The sequence below is a fragment of the Arthrobacter zhangbolii genome, assembly GCF_022869865.1.
GTDB classification, from domain to species: Bacteria; Actinomycetota; Actinomycetes; order Actinomycetales; family Micrococcaceae; genus Arthrobacter_B; species Arthrobacter_B zhangbolii.
This window is the reverse complement of sequence record NZ_CP094984.1, coordinates 2,328,080-2,342,993: the sequence shown is the minus strand read 5'-3', so window position 1 is coordinate 2,342,993 and position 14,914 is coordinate 2,328,080. Positions and strand designations below refer to the sequence as shown.

10 protein-coding genes and 1 tRNA gene are annotated in these 14,914 nt (G+C 64.9%); 2 read left to right on the top strand and 9 right to left on the bottom strand.

Annotated elements, in window-relative coordinates:
* Positions 1-25: 25 nt before the first annotated feature.
* The 5 genes from MUK71_RS10870 to MUK71_RS10850 all read right to left on the bottom strand — a co-directional run bounded on the left by MUK71_RS10870 (position 26) and on the right by MUK71_RS10850 (position 8,310).
* Entirely contained in the window at positions 26-481 is a 456-nt protein-coding gene (locus MUK71_RS10870) for a MarR family winged helix-turn-helix transcriptional regulator (RefSeq protein WP_227903298.1), read from the bottom strand.
* 9 nt (positions 482-490) lie between these two features.
* Positions 491-1,615: an LLM class flavin-dependent oxidoreductase gene (locus MUK71_RS10865; protein ID WP_227903297.1), complete on the bottom strand. Its 1,125-nt coding sequence runs from the start codon at positions 1,613-1,615 to the stop codon at positions 491-493.
* A gap of 110 nt (positions 1,616-1,725) precedes the next feature.
* Entirely contained in the window at positions 1,726-4,839 is a 3,114-nt protein-coding gene (locus tag MUK71_RS10860) for an efflux RND transporter permease subunit (RefSeq protein ID WP_227903296.1), read from the bottom strand.
* A 132-nt stretch (positions 4,840-4,971) separates the two neighbouring features.
* The gene (locus tag MUK71_RS10855; protein WP_227903295.1) at positions 4,972-6,462 is read right to left on the bottom strand and encodes a malate:quinone oxidoreductase; all 1,491 of its coding nucleotides are present in this window, start codon (positions 6,460-6,462) and stop codon (positions 4,972-4,974) included.
* A 123-nt stretch (positions 6,463-6,585) separates the two neighbouring features.
* Positions 6,586-8,310: an ABC transporter substrate-binding protein gene (locus tag MUK71_RS10850; protein ID WP_341482048.1), complete on the bottom strand. Its 1,725-nt coding sequence runs from the start codon at positions 8,308-8,310 to the stop codon at positions 6,586-6,588.
* Between the two features lie 124 nt (positions 8,311-8,434).
* Here MUK71_RS10850 and MUK71_RS10845 point away from each other — a divergent pair, with 124 nt between their 5' ends.
* Both MUK71_RS10845 and MUK71_RS10840 read left to right on the top strand, forming a co-directional pair.
* Positions 8,435-10,156: a dipeptide ABC transporter ATP-binding protein gene (locus tag MUK71_RS10845; RefSeq protein WP_227903294.1), complete on the top strand. Its 1,722-nt coding sequence runs from the start codon at positions 8,435-8,437 to the stop codon at positions 10,154-10,156.
* 95 nt (positions 10,157-10,251) lie between these two features.
* On the top strand, positions 10,252-10,761 hold the full coding sequence (locus MUK71_RS10840; protein ID WP_227903953.1) for a tetratricopeptide repeat protein: 510 nt from the start codon (positions 10,252-10,254) through the stop codon (positions 10,759-10,761).
* Between the two features lie 86 nt (positions 10,762-10,847).
* Here MUK71_RS10840 and MUK71_RS10835 read toward each other — a convergent pair whose 3' ends face one another.
* The 4 genes from MUK71_RS10835 to MUK71_RS10820 all read right to left on the bottom strand — a co-directional run bounded on the left by MUK71_RS10835 (position 10,848) and on the right by MUK71_RS10820 (position 14,914).
* A complete protein-coding gene (locus MUK71_RS10835; protein ID WP_423723746.1) occupies positions 10,848-11,792 on the bottom strand; it encodes an ABC transporter permease in 945 nt (314 codons plus the stop codon).
* Positions 11,789-12,793: an ABC transporter permease gene (locus MUK71_RS10830; protein ID WP_227903293.1), complete on the bottom strand. Its 1,005-nt coding sequence runs from the start codon at positions 12,791-12,793 to the stop codon at positions 11,789-11,791. Before MUK71_RS10830 ends, MUK71_RS10835 begins: the two co-directional genes overlap by 4 nt.
* Positions 12,794-12,895: 102 nt before the next feature.
* Complete coding sequence (locus MUK71_RS10825) at positions 12,896-14,590, bottom strand: ABC transporter substrate-binding protein (protein ID WP_227903292.1); 1,695 nt, start codon at positions 14,588-14,590, stop codon at positions 12,896-12,898.
* Between the two features lie 239 nt (positions 14,591-14,829).
* A tRNA-Leu gene (locus MUK71_RS10820) sits at positions 14,830-14,914 on the bottom strand.

Genomic DNA, 14,914 nt, shown 5'->3' with positions numbered 1-14,914 from the left:
CGGGCCGGCAGTGCCCGGGCGGGACCTAATCGGTGAGGCTGGCCAGCACCTTGTCCGTGAGTTCCTTCAGTGTGGCCAGCTCGTCGCGGTCCAGCGCCGGGGTGAGCAGGTCATGGATGCCGCGCACATGGATCCTGCCCAGGCGTTTCTGCACCTCGCGGCCTTCATCGGTGAGGGACAGCTCCACGCCGCGCTGGTCCTGCTCCGCGGGCCGGCGCTTGACCAGGCCTCGGGCTTCGAGCCGGTCCACCATCCGGCTGAGGCTGGGCTGGCTGATCAGCAGGTGCTCGTTGAGCTCGTTCAGCCGGGTCCAGCCGGACGGGCAGCGGGTCAGGTTGAACAGCACATCGTATTCCCGCATGGTCAGGTCCTTGAACTCCGCGTCCTTTTGCAGCCGGCGCATCACGCCTACCTGTACGCGGAACAGGGATTCCCACGCTTCGGCTGCCTGCTTGGGGGTCGGGTTGTTCGAGGAGTGCATGGTTCCAGCCTACTGAACGGCGGAGGCTGTTGCGGGCACCCCGGCCCCGGCGTGACGGGCGGCGTCGCGTGCGGCAACGCGGCCGGCATGCGTGGGACCGTCCGGAACGTCCTTCGGGCGGCGGGAATCGAATTCCCTGCGCAGTTCCGGGAGCACATACTCGCCGAACAGATCCAGCTGCTCCAGCACCGTCTTAAGCGGCAGGCCGGCATGGTCGATCAGGAAGAGCTGGCGCTGGTAGTCGCCGAAGTACTCCTGGAAACTCAGGGTTTTCTCCAGCACCTCCTGCGGGCTGCCCACGGTCAGCGGGGTCTGCGCGGTGAAGTCCTCCATGCTCGGCCCGTGCCCGTAGACCGGGGCGTTGTCGAAGTAGGGGCGGAATTCGTTCACCGCGTCCTGGGAGTTCTTCCGCATAAAGAACTGTCCGCCAAGGCCCACAATGGCCTGGTCGGCACGGCCGTGGCCGTAGTGCTCGTACCGTTCCCGGTAGAGCCCGATCAGCTGCATGTAGTGCTCCTTGGGCCAGAAGATGTTGTTGGCGAAGAATCCGTCACCGAAGTAGGCGGCAATTTCCGCCACCTGCGGCGTGCGGATGGAGCCGTGCCAGACAAAGGGGGCGACGCCGTCGAGCGGGCGTGGCGTGGCCGTGAAATTGCGCAGCGGGGTGCGGAACTTGCCTTCCCAGTTCACTGTCTCCTTGTCCCAGAGCTGGCGGAGCAGGTTGTAGTTCTCCACCGTCAGTTCCACCGAGTCCTGCGGGTCCTTGCCGAACCAGGGGTAGACCGGGGCGGTGTTGCCGCGGCCCAGGACCAGATCCACGCGGCCGTCGGAAACGTGCTGGAGCATGGCGAAGTCCTCGGCGATCTTCACCGGGTCATTGGTGGTGATCAGCGTGGTGGTCGTGGAGAGGATGATCCGCTCGGTCTGCGCGGCAATGTAACCCAGCAGCGTGGTGGGGGAGCTGGCGTAGAAGGGCGGGTTGTGGTGCTCGCCGGTGGCGTAGACATCCATCCCGATGTCCTCGACCTTTTTGGCGATGGCCACGGCGGCCTTGATTCGCTCGCCCTCGGTGGGGATGCGGCCGGTGACCGGGTCCCGGGTGATGTCGCTGACGCTGAAGACGCCGATCTGCATGCTGGCCTCCGATGTTGGAATGTTCTTAAACTATATGCATATGCATAGACTTTTGTTCCAACCGTTGCCGGCCCCGGTTCATTCCCGGGACCGGCTAACGCAGCAGGGGCCTAGGCGTCGGCCGCAGCAGGGACCTGTTCCTTGCGCTGCGCCCGCTTTTCCCTGGATCCTTCCAGCAGCCGGTACAGCACAGGTACCAGGATCAGGGTCAGGGCCGTGGAGGAGATCAGCCCGCCGATCACCACCACTGCCAGCGGCCGGGAAATAAAGCCGCCTTCACCGGTTACGCCGAGCGCCATGGGCGTCAGGGCGAAGATGGTGGCCAGCGCCGTCATCAGGATGGGGCGCAGGCGCTGGCGTGCCCCGCGGAAGATGGCGTCCTCCACGTTCATGCCGGGCTCACTGCCCCGCGGACGGCGGTATTGGTTGATCAGGTCCATCAGCACAATGGCGTTGGTCACCACAATGCCCACCAGCATCAGCATGCCCACCAGGGACGGCAGCCCCAGCGGGATGCCGCTGATCAGCAGCAGCAGGATCGCGCCGGTGGCCGCGAAGGGAATGGACACCAGCAGGATCAGCGGCTGCAGGAGGGACTTGAACGTGGCCACCATAATCACGTACACAATGGCGATGGCGGCCAGCAGGGCCAGGCCCAGCTGGGTGAAGGACTCGTTCTGCTGGGTGGCGGCGCCGCTGAGTTCGGCGGTGACGCTGGCCGGCAGGTCAACATCGGCCAGCCGCGCCTGGACCTCGGTAATGGTGGCGCCCAGGTTGTCGCCGTCCGGGGAGACGGACACAATGGCGGTGCGTTCACCGCCTGAGGAGGAGACCGACGTCGGCACGGAGACCTCCTCCACGGTGGCCAGCTCGCTCAGCGGCACCGAGCCGGCGCCTGCGGGCACCGAGACGGCATTGAGCTGTTCCAGGGACGTGATGGGGGTACCCTCACCGATCAGCACGGGCAGGTCATCAGTGCCCAGCCGGACCGAACCGGCCGGCAGGGGGCTGATGGTGGAGGCAACCAGGCCGGCGATCTGCTGCTCGTTCAGACCCGCCGCCACGGCCTTGGCGCGGTCAATGGTCACCTGGACCACCGGCTGCGAGGAGGAGAGGTTGCTGCTGGCCTGGGCGACGCCGGGAAGGTCAGACATGGCTTCCACCAGTGCGTCGCTGGCCGGCTGCAGCTCGGCGGGATCCCCGGCGGAGAGGTTGATGTCCACGGTGTTCGAGGTACCGAAACCGCCGCCGGTGCTGCCCAGGGTGACGTCGCCGGCGTCGTCAAGGTCCTCAATGGCCGCCCGGACAGCATCCCGCAGGGCCACCTGGTCCTCGCCTTCCTCGGTAATTACGGTGAAGTTGGCCACCGAGGACCCGCCGGCGGTGAATGCCGCAATGCCGGATGTGGAAGTGCCCATGGTGACCTGGACATCCTTGACCCCGTCCACGCCGGACAATGCTTCCTCGACCTGTTCGGCTGCTTCGGACGTGCGTTCCAGCGAGGTGCCGGCAGGCAGTTCCTGCCGCACGCTGAACGTGTTCTGTCCGGTATCGCCGAGCAGGTTGGTGGGCAGCAGGGGTGTCATGGCGGCGGTGGCGAGGAGGATGATCAGCCCGGCCACCACCGTGTAGACGGGGTGGCGCTGCGTGCCGCGCAGGATGGGGAGGTAGCCGCGCTGCAGGAAGCTGCGGGTCTCCTTTTCCTCGGCTTCGGCCCGGTAGGCCTCCGGATCCGCCACCGGCGGAGAGGACTTCAGGAACCAGTACGCCAGCACCGGAACAATGGTCAGAGACACCAGCAACGAGGCCAGCAGGGCCAGGGACGTGGTGACGGCGAAGGGTCGGAACAGTTCCCCGGCCAGGCCGCCCACAAAGGCGATGGGTGCAAACACGGCCACCGTGGTGAGGGTGGAGGCGGTGACGGCACCGGCCACCTCGCGCACGGCGGTGAGGATGGCGGTGCGTTTGTCCTCGCCGTAGCCCAGATGCCGCTTGATGTTCTCGATGACGACAATCGAGTCATCCACCACCCGGCCAATGGCGATGGTAAGCGCGCCGAGGGTGAGGATGTTCAGGGAATAGCCGAAGGCCAGCAGCCCGATGAAGGTCACCAGCAGGGACAGCGGGATTGAGACGGCGGTGACCAGGGTGGAACGGACCGAGAGCAGGAAGACCAGGATGACCAGGACGGCGAAGCCCAGTCCCAGCAGCCCCTCTGTGGTGAGGTCCGAAATGGATTTTTCGATGAAGGGCGCCTGGTCGAAGATCACGGTGAATTTCGCACCGTTGCCCAACTCGTCCTGGAGGGAAGGCAACAGGTCCGTGACCTCATGTGAAATGCCCACGGTGTCCCCGGCAGGGGTCTTTGTGATGGAGACGGCCAGGGTGGCCTGTCCGTTGGTGCGTGTGATGGAGGTGGCTTCGTCCTCCGTGATCTCCACGGAGGCGACGTCGCCAATGGTTACCGGCGTGGCGCTGTCGGAGGAGGATTCAATCGGCAGGGCGGAAATTTTCTCCAGGCTGTCCAGCGGTGCTCCCACCTGGATGGACAGCGTCCGGCTTTCCTCATCCACCGTGCCCGCGGGAAGCAGGGCGCCGCTGTTTTCCAGGGCATCCACAATCGACGACGGCGTGGCACCCTGGGCGGCCAGCGCGGCAGGGTCGGGGAGGATGGCCACATGGCGGGTGGATCCGCCGGTGACCTCGGCCGTCCGCACGCCTTCGATCTTCTGCAGGCGGGGAACGGTCAGCCGCTGCAGGTCCGCATTCAGCTCGGCCAGCGGCTCATCGGAGGAGACGGCGAGGTAAACGATGGGGAAGTCGCTGATGCTGCCGGCAAGGGACTGTGGATTCGTATCCTCGGGCAGGAGCTGCCGGGCGTTGGAAATGGCACGGTCCACCTGGCCGCGGGCCCGGTCCAGATCGGTGCCGTAGGCAAAGGTGAGGGCGATGGTCGAAATGCCTGAGCGCGACGTCGCCGAGGAGGACTCGAGTCCCTCCACCGCTGTCAGCGCACCTTCGAGGGGTTCGCTCACCTGCGCGTCCACCACCTCGGGGGAGGCGCCGGGCAGTGCCGTTATGACGCTGATCTGCGGGAACTCCAGCGACGGGATCAGTTCCTGTTTGAGGGAGCTCATGGAGATCACCCCGAAAACAGCTACAAACACGGTGATCAGGGCAATGAGGGCCCTGTTCGAGAGGGACAGCTTGGCCAAACGATCCATGATCCTGCCTTAAGGAAGGGCGGTGCGCAACGGAGCGGCGCCGGAAACCGGCGGTATAACTGGTTCGCGGCGCAGACCTGCCGGAGGAGCAGGTCTGCGCCGCGTAAAACGGTAAGCCGCGTTAAACGGAGACTAGGACAGGCCCAGAACCCGGCTGGTATCGGCTTCAATCTCTTCAGCCAGGCGTTCATTTTCGTTCAGCTTCACGCCGTAGCCCGGGATCATTTCCTTGATCTTCGGCTCCCAGCCGTCAAACTGCCGGGGGAAGGCCCGCTTGAGCAGATTGATCATGATGGGCGGCGCAGTGGAAGCACCCGGTGACGCGCCCAGCAGGGCTCCGATGGAGCCGTCGGCGGCGGTGATGAGTTCGGTGCCGAACTGCAGCACACCGCCCTTCTTCGGGTCCTTCTTGATGACCTGGACGCGCTGACCGGCGGTGATAAGGTCCCAGCCTTCGGTCTGTGCCTGCGGCATGAATTCCTGCAGCGCTGCGGTCTTGCCTTCGCGGGTCTTCAGAACCTCGGTGACCAGGTACTTGACCAGGCTCATGTTGTCCTTCGCCACGGCCAGCATGGGCACGAGGTTGGAGGGGCGGACCGAGAGCGGCAGGTCCAGGAGGGAACCGGTCTTCAGGAACTTCGGCGAGAAGCCGCCGTACGGGCCGAACAGCAGGGAGCGCTTGCCGTTGACGAAGCGCGTATCCAGGTGCGGCACGGACATGGGCGGGGCACCGACGGAAGCCTGGCCGTAGACCTTGGCATTGTGCCGGGAAATGATGGATTCATCCGTGGCACGCAGGAACTGGCCGGAGACGGGGAAGCCGCCAAAGCCCTTGCCCTCGGGGATACCCGAGGCCTGCAGCAGGTGCAGGGCACCGCCGCCGCCGCCGATGAACACGAACTTGGCGGACACGGTGCTGGTAGTTCCGGTTGCCCGGTCCTTGACCTTGACGTCCCAGCCGCCGTTGGAGGAGCGGGTAACGTTGCCGACCTCGTGGCCGAAGTTCAGGTGCACGCCGTTGGCACCCATGTAGTTGGTCAGCTGCCGGGTCAGGTTGCCGAAGTCGACGTCGGTTCCGCCGGCCACGCGGGAGGCGGCCACCCGCTGCCCGGGATCGCGGCCTTCCATGATGAGCGGAGCCCATTCGGCCAGCTTGGCCGGATCCTCGGAGAACTCCATGGTCTTGAACAGCGGCTGGGCGCTCAGGGATTCGTGCCGGCGGCGCAGGTACTCCGAATGTGCATCGCCCCAGACAAAGCTCATGTGCGGCAGCGGGTTGATGAAGTCATTGCCAATATGGCCCTCGGAGACCAGGTGAGACCAGAACTGGCGGGAGACCTGGAACTGCTCGTTGATTCCCACCGCCTTGGCCGGGTCCACGGAGCCGTCGGCCGCGGCCGGGCTGTAGTTCAGTTCGCAGAGGGCGGCATGGCCGGTACCCGCGTTGTTCCAGGGATCGGAGCTTTCCAGCCCCGCGCGATCGAGGCGCTCGTAGAGGGAGATGTCCCAGTCCGGAGCCAGCTGCTTCAGGAACGCCCCAAGGGTAGCGCTCATGATGCCTCCGCCGATCAGCAGTACATCAGTTTTCGTTGCGGAATTCTCCGCCGGGCTATTAGCAGTCAACTTCTTCTCCAGTCGCGTGGGCGCTAGCCATAGAAGCGTATCCCCGAGCGGGTGCCTTCCTAAAATTATCGCAGTACGAATACTGCTTTTGGAGGTCGGCTCCGATAGCTGTTCGGAGCCTGGTCAGCGGTCCGTGAGGCTGACCCGGTTAAAGACCTCGTGCAGAACCGGGCTCGTGGGGTAGGAGGAAACCCGGGGCGAGAGGGCCAGAGCGGAAATCGGGAAGGCCAGCGGCACGGCCGGCACGCGCTGGGAAATGCGGTCGGAGACGGCATGGTAGGCGTCGGTCTGGTCCTGGCCTTCCGGCAGGCGGGCAGCCTTTTCAATGCCGGTGAAGACCTCGGGGTCATTAAAGGAGAACTCTTCGGTGTAGCGGCCGAACAGCGTGCCCAGGAAGTTGTCTCCGCCTTCGTAGCTGCCGGCGAGGCCGAGCAGGTGGAATGCCCGGTCCTCCTTGCCCTGCACCTTTTCCAGGTATCCCTCGGACCAGTCCACGGGCACCGGGCGGATGTTGAATCCGGCGGCGGTGAGTTGTGCGCTGAGCCGGGCGTAGACCTTCTCCGGTGCGGGCAGGTAGCTGCGGGTGACGCGCCGGGGGTAGTAGAAGGGCAGTTCGCGCCCGTCGTAGCCGGCTTCTTCCAGCAGTTCCCGGGCCTTCTCCGGATCGTAGCCGTAGCCGGTGACCGAATCCGAGGTGAGCCCCAGCTTTTCCGGCATGAACTGATTGGCGGGTTTGGTGCCGTTGAGGAACAGTCCGTCCAGGACGGCGGGCTTGTCGATGGCGTGGGCTACTGCCTGGCGCATCAGGACGCTGTCCAGCCCCGGGAAGTTCTGGTTGATGCCCAGATACAGTACGGAATACGGGTCGCGCTGCTGGATCCGCTGCCCGTTGCGGGCCAGGTCGCCCACGTCGTTGACGGTAACCAGGTCATAGCCGTCCACCTCGCCCTTCTTCAGGGCACGCAGCCGGCCCTCGGGGCTGGAAATGGTGCGGAAGACCACCGAACCGATCTGTCCCTTTTCACCCCAGTACCCGGGGTTGGCAGCGAGTTCCACGGTGTCTTCATTCCAGGCCACAAAGCGGAAGGGCCCGGTACCCACAGGGTGGACGCCGTACCCGGAGACCCTGCGGCCGTTGAGTTCCCGGGTCAGGGAATCCGCACCGGCCTCGGCCAGTGCCTTGGGGGAGGAGATGGCGAAGGGAGGCGCGGCGAGCGCAGCGATGAAACTTTCCATCGGAGTGTTCAGCTCCACCCGCACGGTGTATTCGTCCTCCACCTCGCAGCTCTTGTAGACGGCGGTGGCCGGCGTGTCCGAGTAGCCCCGGAACACGGACTTGTACATCAGGGAGCCGCCGCTCCGCACCGATTCGGGCAGGTGGTACCAGCGTTCGAAGTTCCGCCGGACCGCTTCCGCGTTGAAGGGTTCACCATCGTGGAACATGACGTCGCGGCGCAATTCGAAGGTGTAGGTCTTGCGGTCCTCGGACTGGGTCCATCCGGTGGCCAGGAGGGGCACCGGTGCGGAGGTCAGGGCGTCTACGCCCACCAGGCCTTCCAGTACCTGGCGGCTGACCCGGAAGGATTCGGTGTCGGAGGCGAGAGCGGGGTCCAAGGTGACCGGGCGGGCCGCCGTCGCAAAGGTGAAGCGGGCCGTGGGGCCGCTTCCGCCGGTGGCGGATGGTCCCGCAGTGGGGTCCTCGCCGGCGGCTTCGGCTGTGCAGCCGGCGAGCATCAAGGCTGCGGCGGCCGCGCCTGCGCGGATGAGGGAACGGCGGGAAAGTGCGGGACGGTCCGGGCCGGGGGCGGGGTTTGCTGCGCCGGATTGTGCTGCGCCGGATCGTGTCACCGTGATACTCCTCCGGGACGCTCCATCCCTCTGTTTCGTGGATTTTCCATTCTAAATGATTAAAAACAGGTAAACAGCGCAGAGACACGCGTCACATGGGGCCAGAGTGGGGCAGGATGGGGAAATGACTGATTTGAGCACTGATTCCCCCCTGCTCGAGGTGAGCAACCTCGCGGTGAATTTCCGTACCATGGACGGCGAAGTGGCCGCGGTGCGGAATGCCGGATTCTCGCTTCCCGCCGGGGAGACCCTGGCCATTGTGGGCGAGTCGGGATCCGGAAAATCCACTACGGCCATGGCCGTGATCGGCCTGCTGCCCGGCAACGGCAAGGTGGCCTCCGGCAGTATCCGCTTCGACGGGCAGGAACTCGTAGGGCTGCCGGAAGCAAAGATGCGCGCCATCCGCGGCCGTTCCATCGGCCTGGTACCGCAGGACCCCATGTCCAACCTCAACCCGGTAACCCGGATCGGGACCCAGGTAGCCGAAACGCTGCTGGTGCACGGGATGGCCACGTCCAAGGACGTGGACCGGAAAGTGGTGGAGGTCCTGACCGCGGCCGGGCTGCCCAACGCCAAGGAACGTGCCAAGCAGTATCCGCATGAGTTTTCCGGCGGTATGCGCCAGCGCGCCCTGATCGCCATTGGCCTGGCTTGCCGCCCGCGGCTGCTCATTGCCGACGAACCCACCAGCGCCCTGGACGTGACCGTGCAGCGGACCATCCTGGACCAGATCGACCGCATGACCGAAGAGCTGGGGACCTCGGTCCTTTTGATTACCCATGACCTGGGCCTTGCCGCAGAGCGTGCGTCTCAGCTGGTGGTGATGCACCGCGGTGAAGTGGTGGAAACCGGTCCGGCACGGCAGCTGCTGGAGGACCCGCAGCATCCCTACACCCAGTCCCTGGTCCGGGCAGCCCCCAGTGTTGCCGCCGTCCGGCTGCGGCCCGGTGCCTTCGCCGGGGCTCCCGGAACGGCAGACCTGCCCGCCGCCGCGGAAGCGGAGGACAAGGCAACGGACACCGCAGCCGTGGACAACATTGTGGAGTTCCGCGACCTGACCAAGGTCTTCAAGATCCGCGGACGTGCCGATGATTTCTATGCCGCAAAGAACGTCACCCTGGATATCCCGCGCGGCAAGACCGTAGCCATTGTGGGGGAGTCCGGTTCGGGCAAAACCACCACCGCCCGCATGCTGCTCAAGCTGATCGAGCCCACGTCCGGATCCATGACCTTTGACGGAATGGACGTTGCGAAGCTGGACAAGGTCCAGCTTCGGGACTTCCGGCAGCGGGTGCAGCCGATCTTCCAGGACCCGTACTCCTCCCTTGATCCCATGTACACCATTGAGCGGATCTTGGAGGAACCGCTGAAGACGTACAAGCGCGGGGACCGGGCGGAGCGCCGTCGCCGCGTCCTGGAGCTGATGGACCAGGTGGCACTGCCGCATGACATGCTGCACCGCTATCCTGCCGAGCTTTCCGGCGGCCAGCGCCAGCGTGTGGCGATTGCACGTGCCCTGGCCCTGAAGCCGGAGCTGATTGTCTGCGACGAACCGGTCTCGGCGCTGGACGTGCTGGTCCAGGCGCAGATCCTGCAACTGCTCGGGGACCTGCAGCGCGAGTTCGGGCTGAGCTACCTCTTTATCTCCCATGACCTGGCAGTGGTCCGCCTGATTTCGGACTATGTCTGCGTGATGAAGGACGGCGAACTGGTGGAGGCTGCCACATCGGAGGAAGTCTTCTCCAACCCCCGCCACCCGTATACCCGCAAGCTGCTGGCCTCCATCCCCGGTAATGAACTGAACATCCAGGGCGATGCAGAGCTCGACGGCGAGCTGGCCTCCTAGTCATGATGCCGACGTCGGGTCCGGCGGGGGACCGGGCGCCGGGGAAACCGGCCGGGGAGCCAACAGATCGGCCGGCCGGGGCGCCGGCGGAGGACCTGGACGGTGCCCTGGAAGCCGAGCTGGACGGGTTGTTCGCGGCCCGGGACCGGGCGGACATGGCGCCGACCATCACCGCCCTTCTGGGCGTACTGCGGCGGCACCCGGGCAACGCCCGGGTCCTCTATGAGGTCGGCGGGGCGCATGACACCGCCGGGCGGGAGGAGGAAGCCGCCGGGTACTACGAACAGGCCCTGGCGGCAGGCCTCTCGGGGGACGTATTGCGCAGGTGCTGCCTTCAGTACGGCAGCACCCTGCGGAACCTGGGGCGCATGGAGGAGTCCCTGGCCGTTTTTGCCCGTGCCCGGCAGGAGTTTCCCGGCTCGGTGTCGCTGGGGGTCTTCGAGGCCCTGACCCTGCACGCAGCAGGCCGCGCGGACCGTGCCCTGGCCGGCCTGCTGTTCCTGATGGCCGAGCATGTCGATTCCCCGGAACTGCAGCGGTATGTGCCGGCCATCCGGGGAAACGCCGAGTACCTCGTGTCGCTCGACGAAGAACCGCCCCATTAAGAAGAACCGCCCATTAAAAGGGAAGGTCCCCTCCAGCCGGAGGGGACCTTCCCTTTTAATACCCGGGACCGGCCCGGCGCGTGCTGTTACTTGCGCCGGGTCTTTGGATCCAGAGCTTCACGCAGTGACTCACCCAGCAGGGTGAAGCCAAGCGCGGTAATGGCGATGCAAATGCCGGGCAGGAACGCCAGCTGCGGGGCTACGGCCAGTTCAGCCTGGGCGTAGGTAAGCATCCGGCCCCACTCGGCGGTCTGCGGCAGTCCGCCGCCGAGGCCGAGGAAGGACAGGGCTGCGGCGTCAATGACGGCCGTTGCCAGCGTCAGCGTGGCCTGCACAATCAGCGGACCCGTGCTGTTGGGCAGCAGGTGGCTCATGGTGATGGTCCGCCGGCTCAGGCCGAGGGTCTGCGCGGAGAGGATGTAGTCCGCGCTGCGCTGGGAAATCATCGACGAACGCAGCAGGCGGGCGAAGATCGGCACCTGGGAAACGCCGATGGCGATCATGATCGCCATGGAGCTTTGGCCCATCAGCGCGGCAATGCTTACTGCGAGCAGCAGGTTCGGCACGGAGAGCAGGATGTCCACAAAACGCATGATGACGCTGTCCACCCAGCCGCCCAGGCCGCCGGCAATGACGCCCAGGAGCATTCCGCCCAGCAGGCCGAGTGCCGTGGAGACCACGCCGATGATCAGCGATGCCCGGGCGCCCCAGATGAGCTTGGAGAGCACGTCTCCGCCGAAGCGGTCCAGGCCCAGCGGATATCCGTCGATATCACCTGGTCCCGGAATGCTGGTAGGCGTGATTTCGGTCCGGCCGGGCAAGTCATTGCCGCCGTACGGGGCCAGCAGCGGGGCAAGAATGGCCACGAGGACAAACAGGCCAACAATGACGGCACCGGCAATAGCGGCCGGGTTGCGGCGCAGCCTGCGGAAGGCATCCTTCCACATGCCGCTTCCGGTGGCCGGCTTGGCGGTGGGTGCGCCTTCGGGAAGAACGGACCCGCCCGCGGCGGGAGGCAGAGTAGTACTCACTGGACACGCACCCTAGGATCGATGAAGCCATAGGACACATCAACCAGCAGGTTGATAAGTGAATACGCTATGGCGATAAAGACGATGAAGCCCTGCAGGACGGGATAGTCGAGGGCGAAAATGGCATCCCGCAGGAACCGGCCTATACCGCTGAACGCGAAGACTGTCTCGGTGAGCACCGCCCCCGAGATCAGGAGCCCGGTCTGCAGGCCGATGGTGGTGGTTACCGGCAGCATGGCGTTGCGCAGGACAAACCGGCCGCGGATGGTTTTTTCCATCAGGCCCTTGGCCCGGGCGGTACGGACGTAGTCGGCACCCTGGACTTCCAGGACTGAAGCACGCGTAATACGTACGATGATCGCCAGTGGGATGGTGCCCAGGGCAATGGCCGGAAGCACCAGGTGCATGATGGCGTCCCAGGAGGCGTCCCATTCCCGGGTCAGTAAACCGTCGAGCACATAAAAGTCCGTCACATGGGTGGCGTTGATACGCGGATCCTGGCGTCCGTCGGTGGGGAACCAGCCGAGCTGAATGGCCAGTACCCATTTGAGGATGAAGGCGAGGAAGAACACCGGAACGGTGATTCCGATCAGGGAAAGGACCACCGAGCCGTGGTCCCAGAAGCGGCCGTAATGCCGGGCTGCCAGGTAGCCGAGGGGAATGCCGATGCCGATCGCGAAGATCAGGGCCACGACCGCCAGTTCCACGGTGGCCGGGAAGCGTGTGGCGAATTCCTCCAGGACGGGGCGGCCGGTGACGATGGACGTGCCGAAATCGCCCTGCAGGAGCTTCCCCACGTAAGTGAAGTACTGCTCGATCAGGGGGCGGTCGAATCCGTAGGCCTTATTGATGTTGGCGATGGCTTCAGGTGAGGCCTTATCGCCGAGCAGGGCGGTGGCCGGCCCGCCGGGCAGGTTGCGCACCCACAGGAACAGCAGGATGGAGAGGCCTATCAGGGTGGGAATCAGCATAAGCAGGCGTTTGCCGATGACTCGTAGCACGAGCGTCCTTTCCCAGCCGTGGGAGCTGGAGGATCTGGTGGGGAAAAAGACTGGAACACGCATAAAGGCCGGGGACCGCTGGGGTCCCCGGCCTTCGCTGCGCTACTTGTTGAGCTTGATCTGGTTGAACACTTCGTCATTCACGGGGCTGGCCGGGTAGGAATCCACCCGCTCAGAGAACGCGAGCGACGGCGCCGGGTGGGCCAGCGGTACTGCCGGCACGAACTGGGCGATGTCTTCATTGATCTGCTCGTAGAGCGGGGTCTGCTCTTCGAGCTTGGACACCTGGCGTGCTTCTTCCAGTGAGGCGAAGATTTCCGGGTTGTTGAAGCCGAATTCGGGCTTCTCCTGGCCGAAGAACACGCCAACAAAGTTGTCGGTGTCGTTGTAGTCGCCGGTCCAGCCCAGCAGGTGCAGGCCGTGATCGGGTCCGGCCTGGACCCGGTCAAGGTAGTCCGGGGACCACTTGTTCGGCAGCGGATTGACCTTGATGCCTACCTCGCCCAGCTGGGCGCTGAGGTTGGTGAATACCTGCTCCGGGGTGGGCATGTACGGACGGGAGACGCCGGTGGGGTAGTTGAAGTCGATGGTGAAACCGTCAGGGTAACCGGCTTCGGCCAGGAGCGACTTGGCCTTCTCGGGATCGTATTCGTAGGTGGTGACGTCCTCGTTGTAGCCGTTGACTACCTCGGGGATGAACTGCGTGGCCACCTTGGTGCCTTCGGGAAGGGTCTGGGAAACCAGGGCGTCCTTGTCGATGGCGTGGGAGATGGCCTGGCGGACCTTTACATCAGCCAGTTCCGGTACCTGCTGGTTCATGCCCAGGTAAAGGATGGTGAAGGGATCCCGGGGAACAACCTTGAAACCGGCCGCGGCCAGGGATTCGGTGTCAGCCGGTGCCACCAGGTCGTAGCCGTCAATGTCGCCGGATTCCAGCGACTGGCGGCGGGCCTGCGGATCATCGATCACGCGGAAGATGATGTCGGTGACCTGGGCTTCTTCCCCGCCCCAGTAATCCTCGTTCAGGGAAAGCGTCAGCTGGCTGCCGACATCCCAGGCGTCGAACTTGTAGGGTCCGGTGCCGGTGGGGTGGTTCTTGGCATATTCGGTCAGTTCAGGTGCCTCAGCGGTGCCGGAGGATTCATTGGCGCCGAATTCCTCCATGGCAGCAGGGCTCTGCATCGCGAATGCCGGCAGGGACAGGGCGGCAACGAAACCGGCGAACGGCTTGTTCAGCGTAATAACGGCCTCGGTGTCCGAGGGCGCCTCGCAGGACTTGTACGTAGCCGTTTCGGGGGAATCCGAGAAGCCCTTGAAGAGCATGCCGTAGTAGTACGCCTGGCTTTCCGCCTGCTGGATGCCGCTGAAGTTGTACCAGCGCTCGAAGTTGGCGCAGACGGCTTCGGCGTTGAAGTCGGTGCCGTCATGGAACGTGACGCCTTCTTCAAGATCAAAGGTGTAGGTCATGCCGTCTTCGGAGTTTTCCCACGACTTGGCCAGCAGCGGTGCCGGGTCGGCCGTTCCGGGCTCCACGCCCACCAGCCCTTCGAAGATCTGGCGGCTGACGCGGAAGGACTCGCCGTCGGAGGCGAAAGCGGGGTCCAGGGACTTGGGGTCCGAGGACGCGGCGAAAACGAAGGTGCCGTCAACGTCGCCGGAGTTGCCGGCGTCGCCTTCTTCACGGTTGCTTTGGGCACAGCCGGAGAGCACAAGAGCGCTCAGGGCCAGGCCTGCGGTCAGGGCGGACGCGCGTTTCTTCGCGGAACGGCCTTTCCGGACTCTGTCTGCTGGGAACATATTCGGTACTCCTCTAGGGCGGGTAAACGCTAAGGCGAGTGTTGCCTGCGGCCGGCATACCGGCCGAATGTGTCCTCGGACACAAACGTATGGACAGAGCCTAATGGCGAAGTGTTTCTGTTACGTGAAATACGACACCCCCGGCGCGGTCACGATTTGGTCACGCCTTTGCGGTTCGGGTGCGGCAGGGCTGGCGGAGGGCAGCAAAAAAGCCCCGGTCCGAAGACCGGGGCTTTTGCTGGTGCGCGAGGAGGGACTTGAACCCACACGTCCGAAGACACTGGAACCTAAATCCAGCGCGTCTGCCAATTTCGCCACTCGCGC

Excerpts from the sequence above, each read along its gene's own strand:
- MUK71_RS10870 (WP_227903298.1), bottom strand. The coding sequence starts at position 481 with ATGCACTCCTCGAACAACCCGACCCCCAAGCAGGCAGCCGAAGCGTGG.
- MUK71_RS10865 (WP_227903297.1), bottom strand. The coding sequence starts at position 1,615 with ATGCAGATCGGCGTCTTCAGCGTCAGCGACATCACCCGGGACCCGGTC.
- MUK71_RS10860 (WP_227903296.1), bottom strand. The coding sequence starts at position 4,839 with ATGGATCGTTTGGCCAAGCTGTCCCTCTCGAACAGGGCCCTCATTGCC.
- MUK71_RS10845 (WP_227903294.1), top strand. The coding sequence starts at position 8,435 with ATGACTGATTTGAGCACTGATTCCCCCCTGCTCGAGGTGAGCAACCTC.
- MUK71_RS10825 (WP_227903292.1), bottom strand. The coding sequence starts at position 14,590 with ATGTTCCCAGCAGACAGAGTCCGGAAAGGCCGTTCCGCGAAGAAACGC.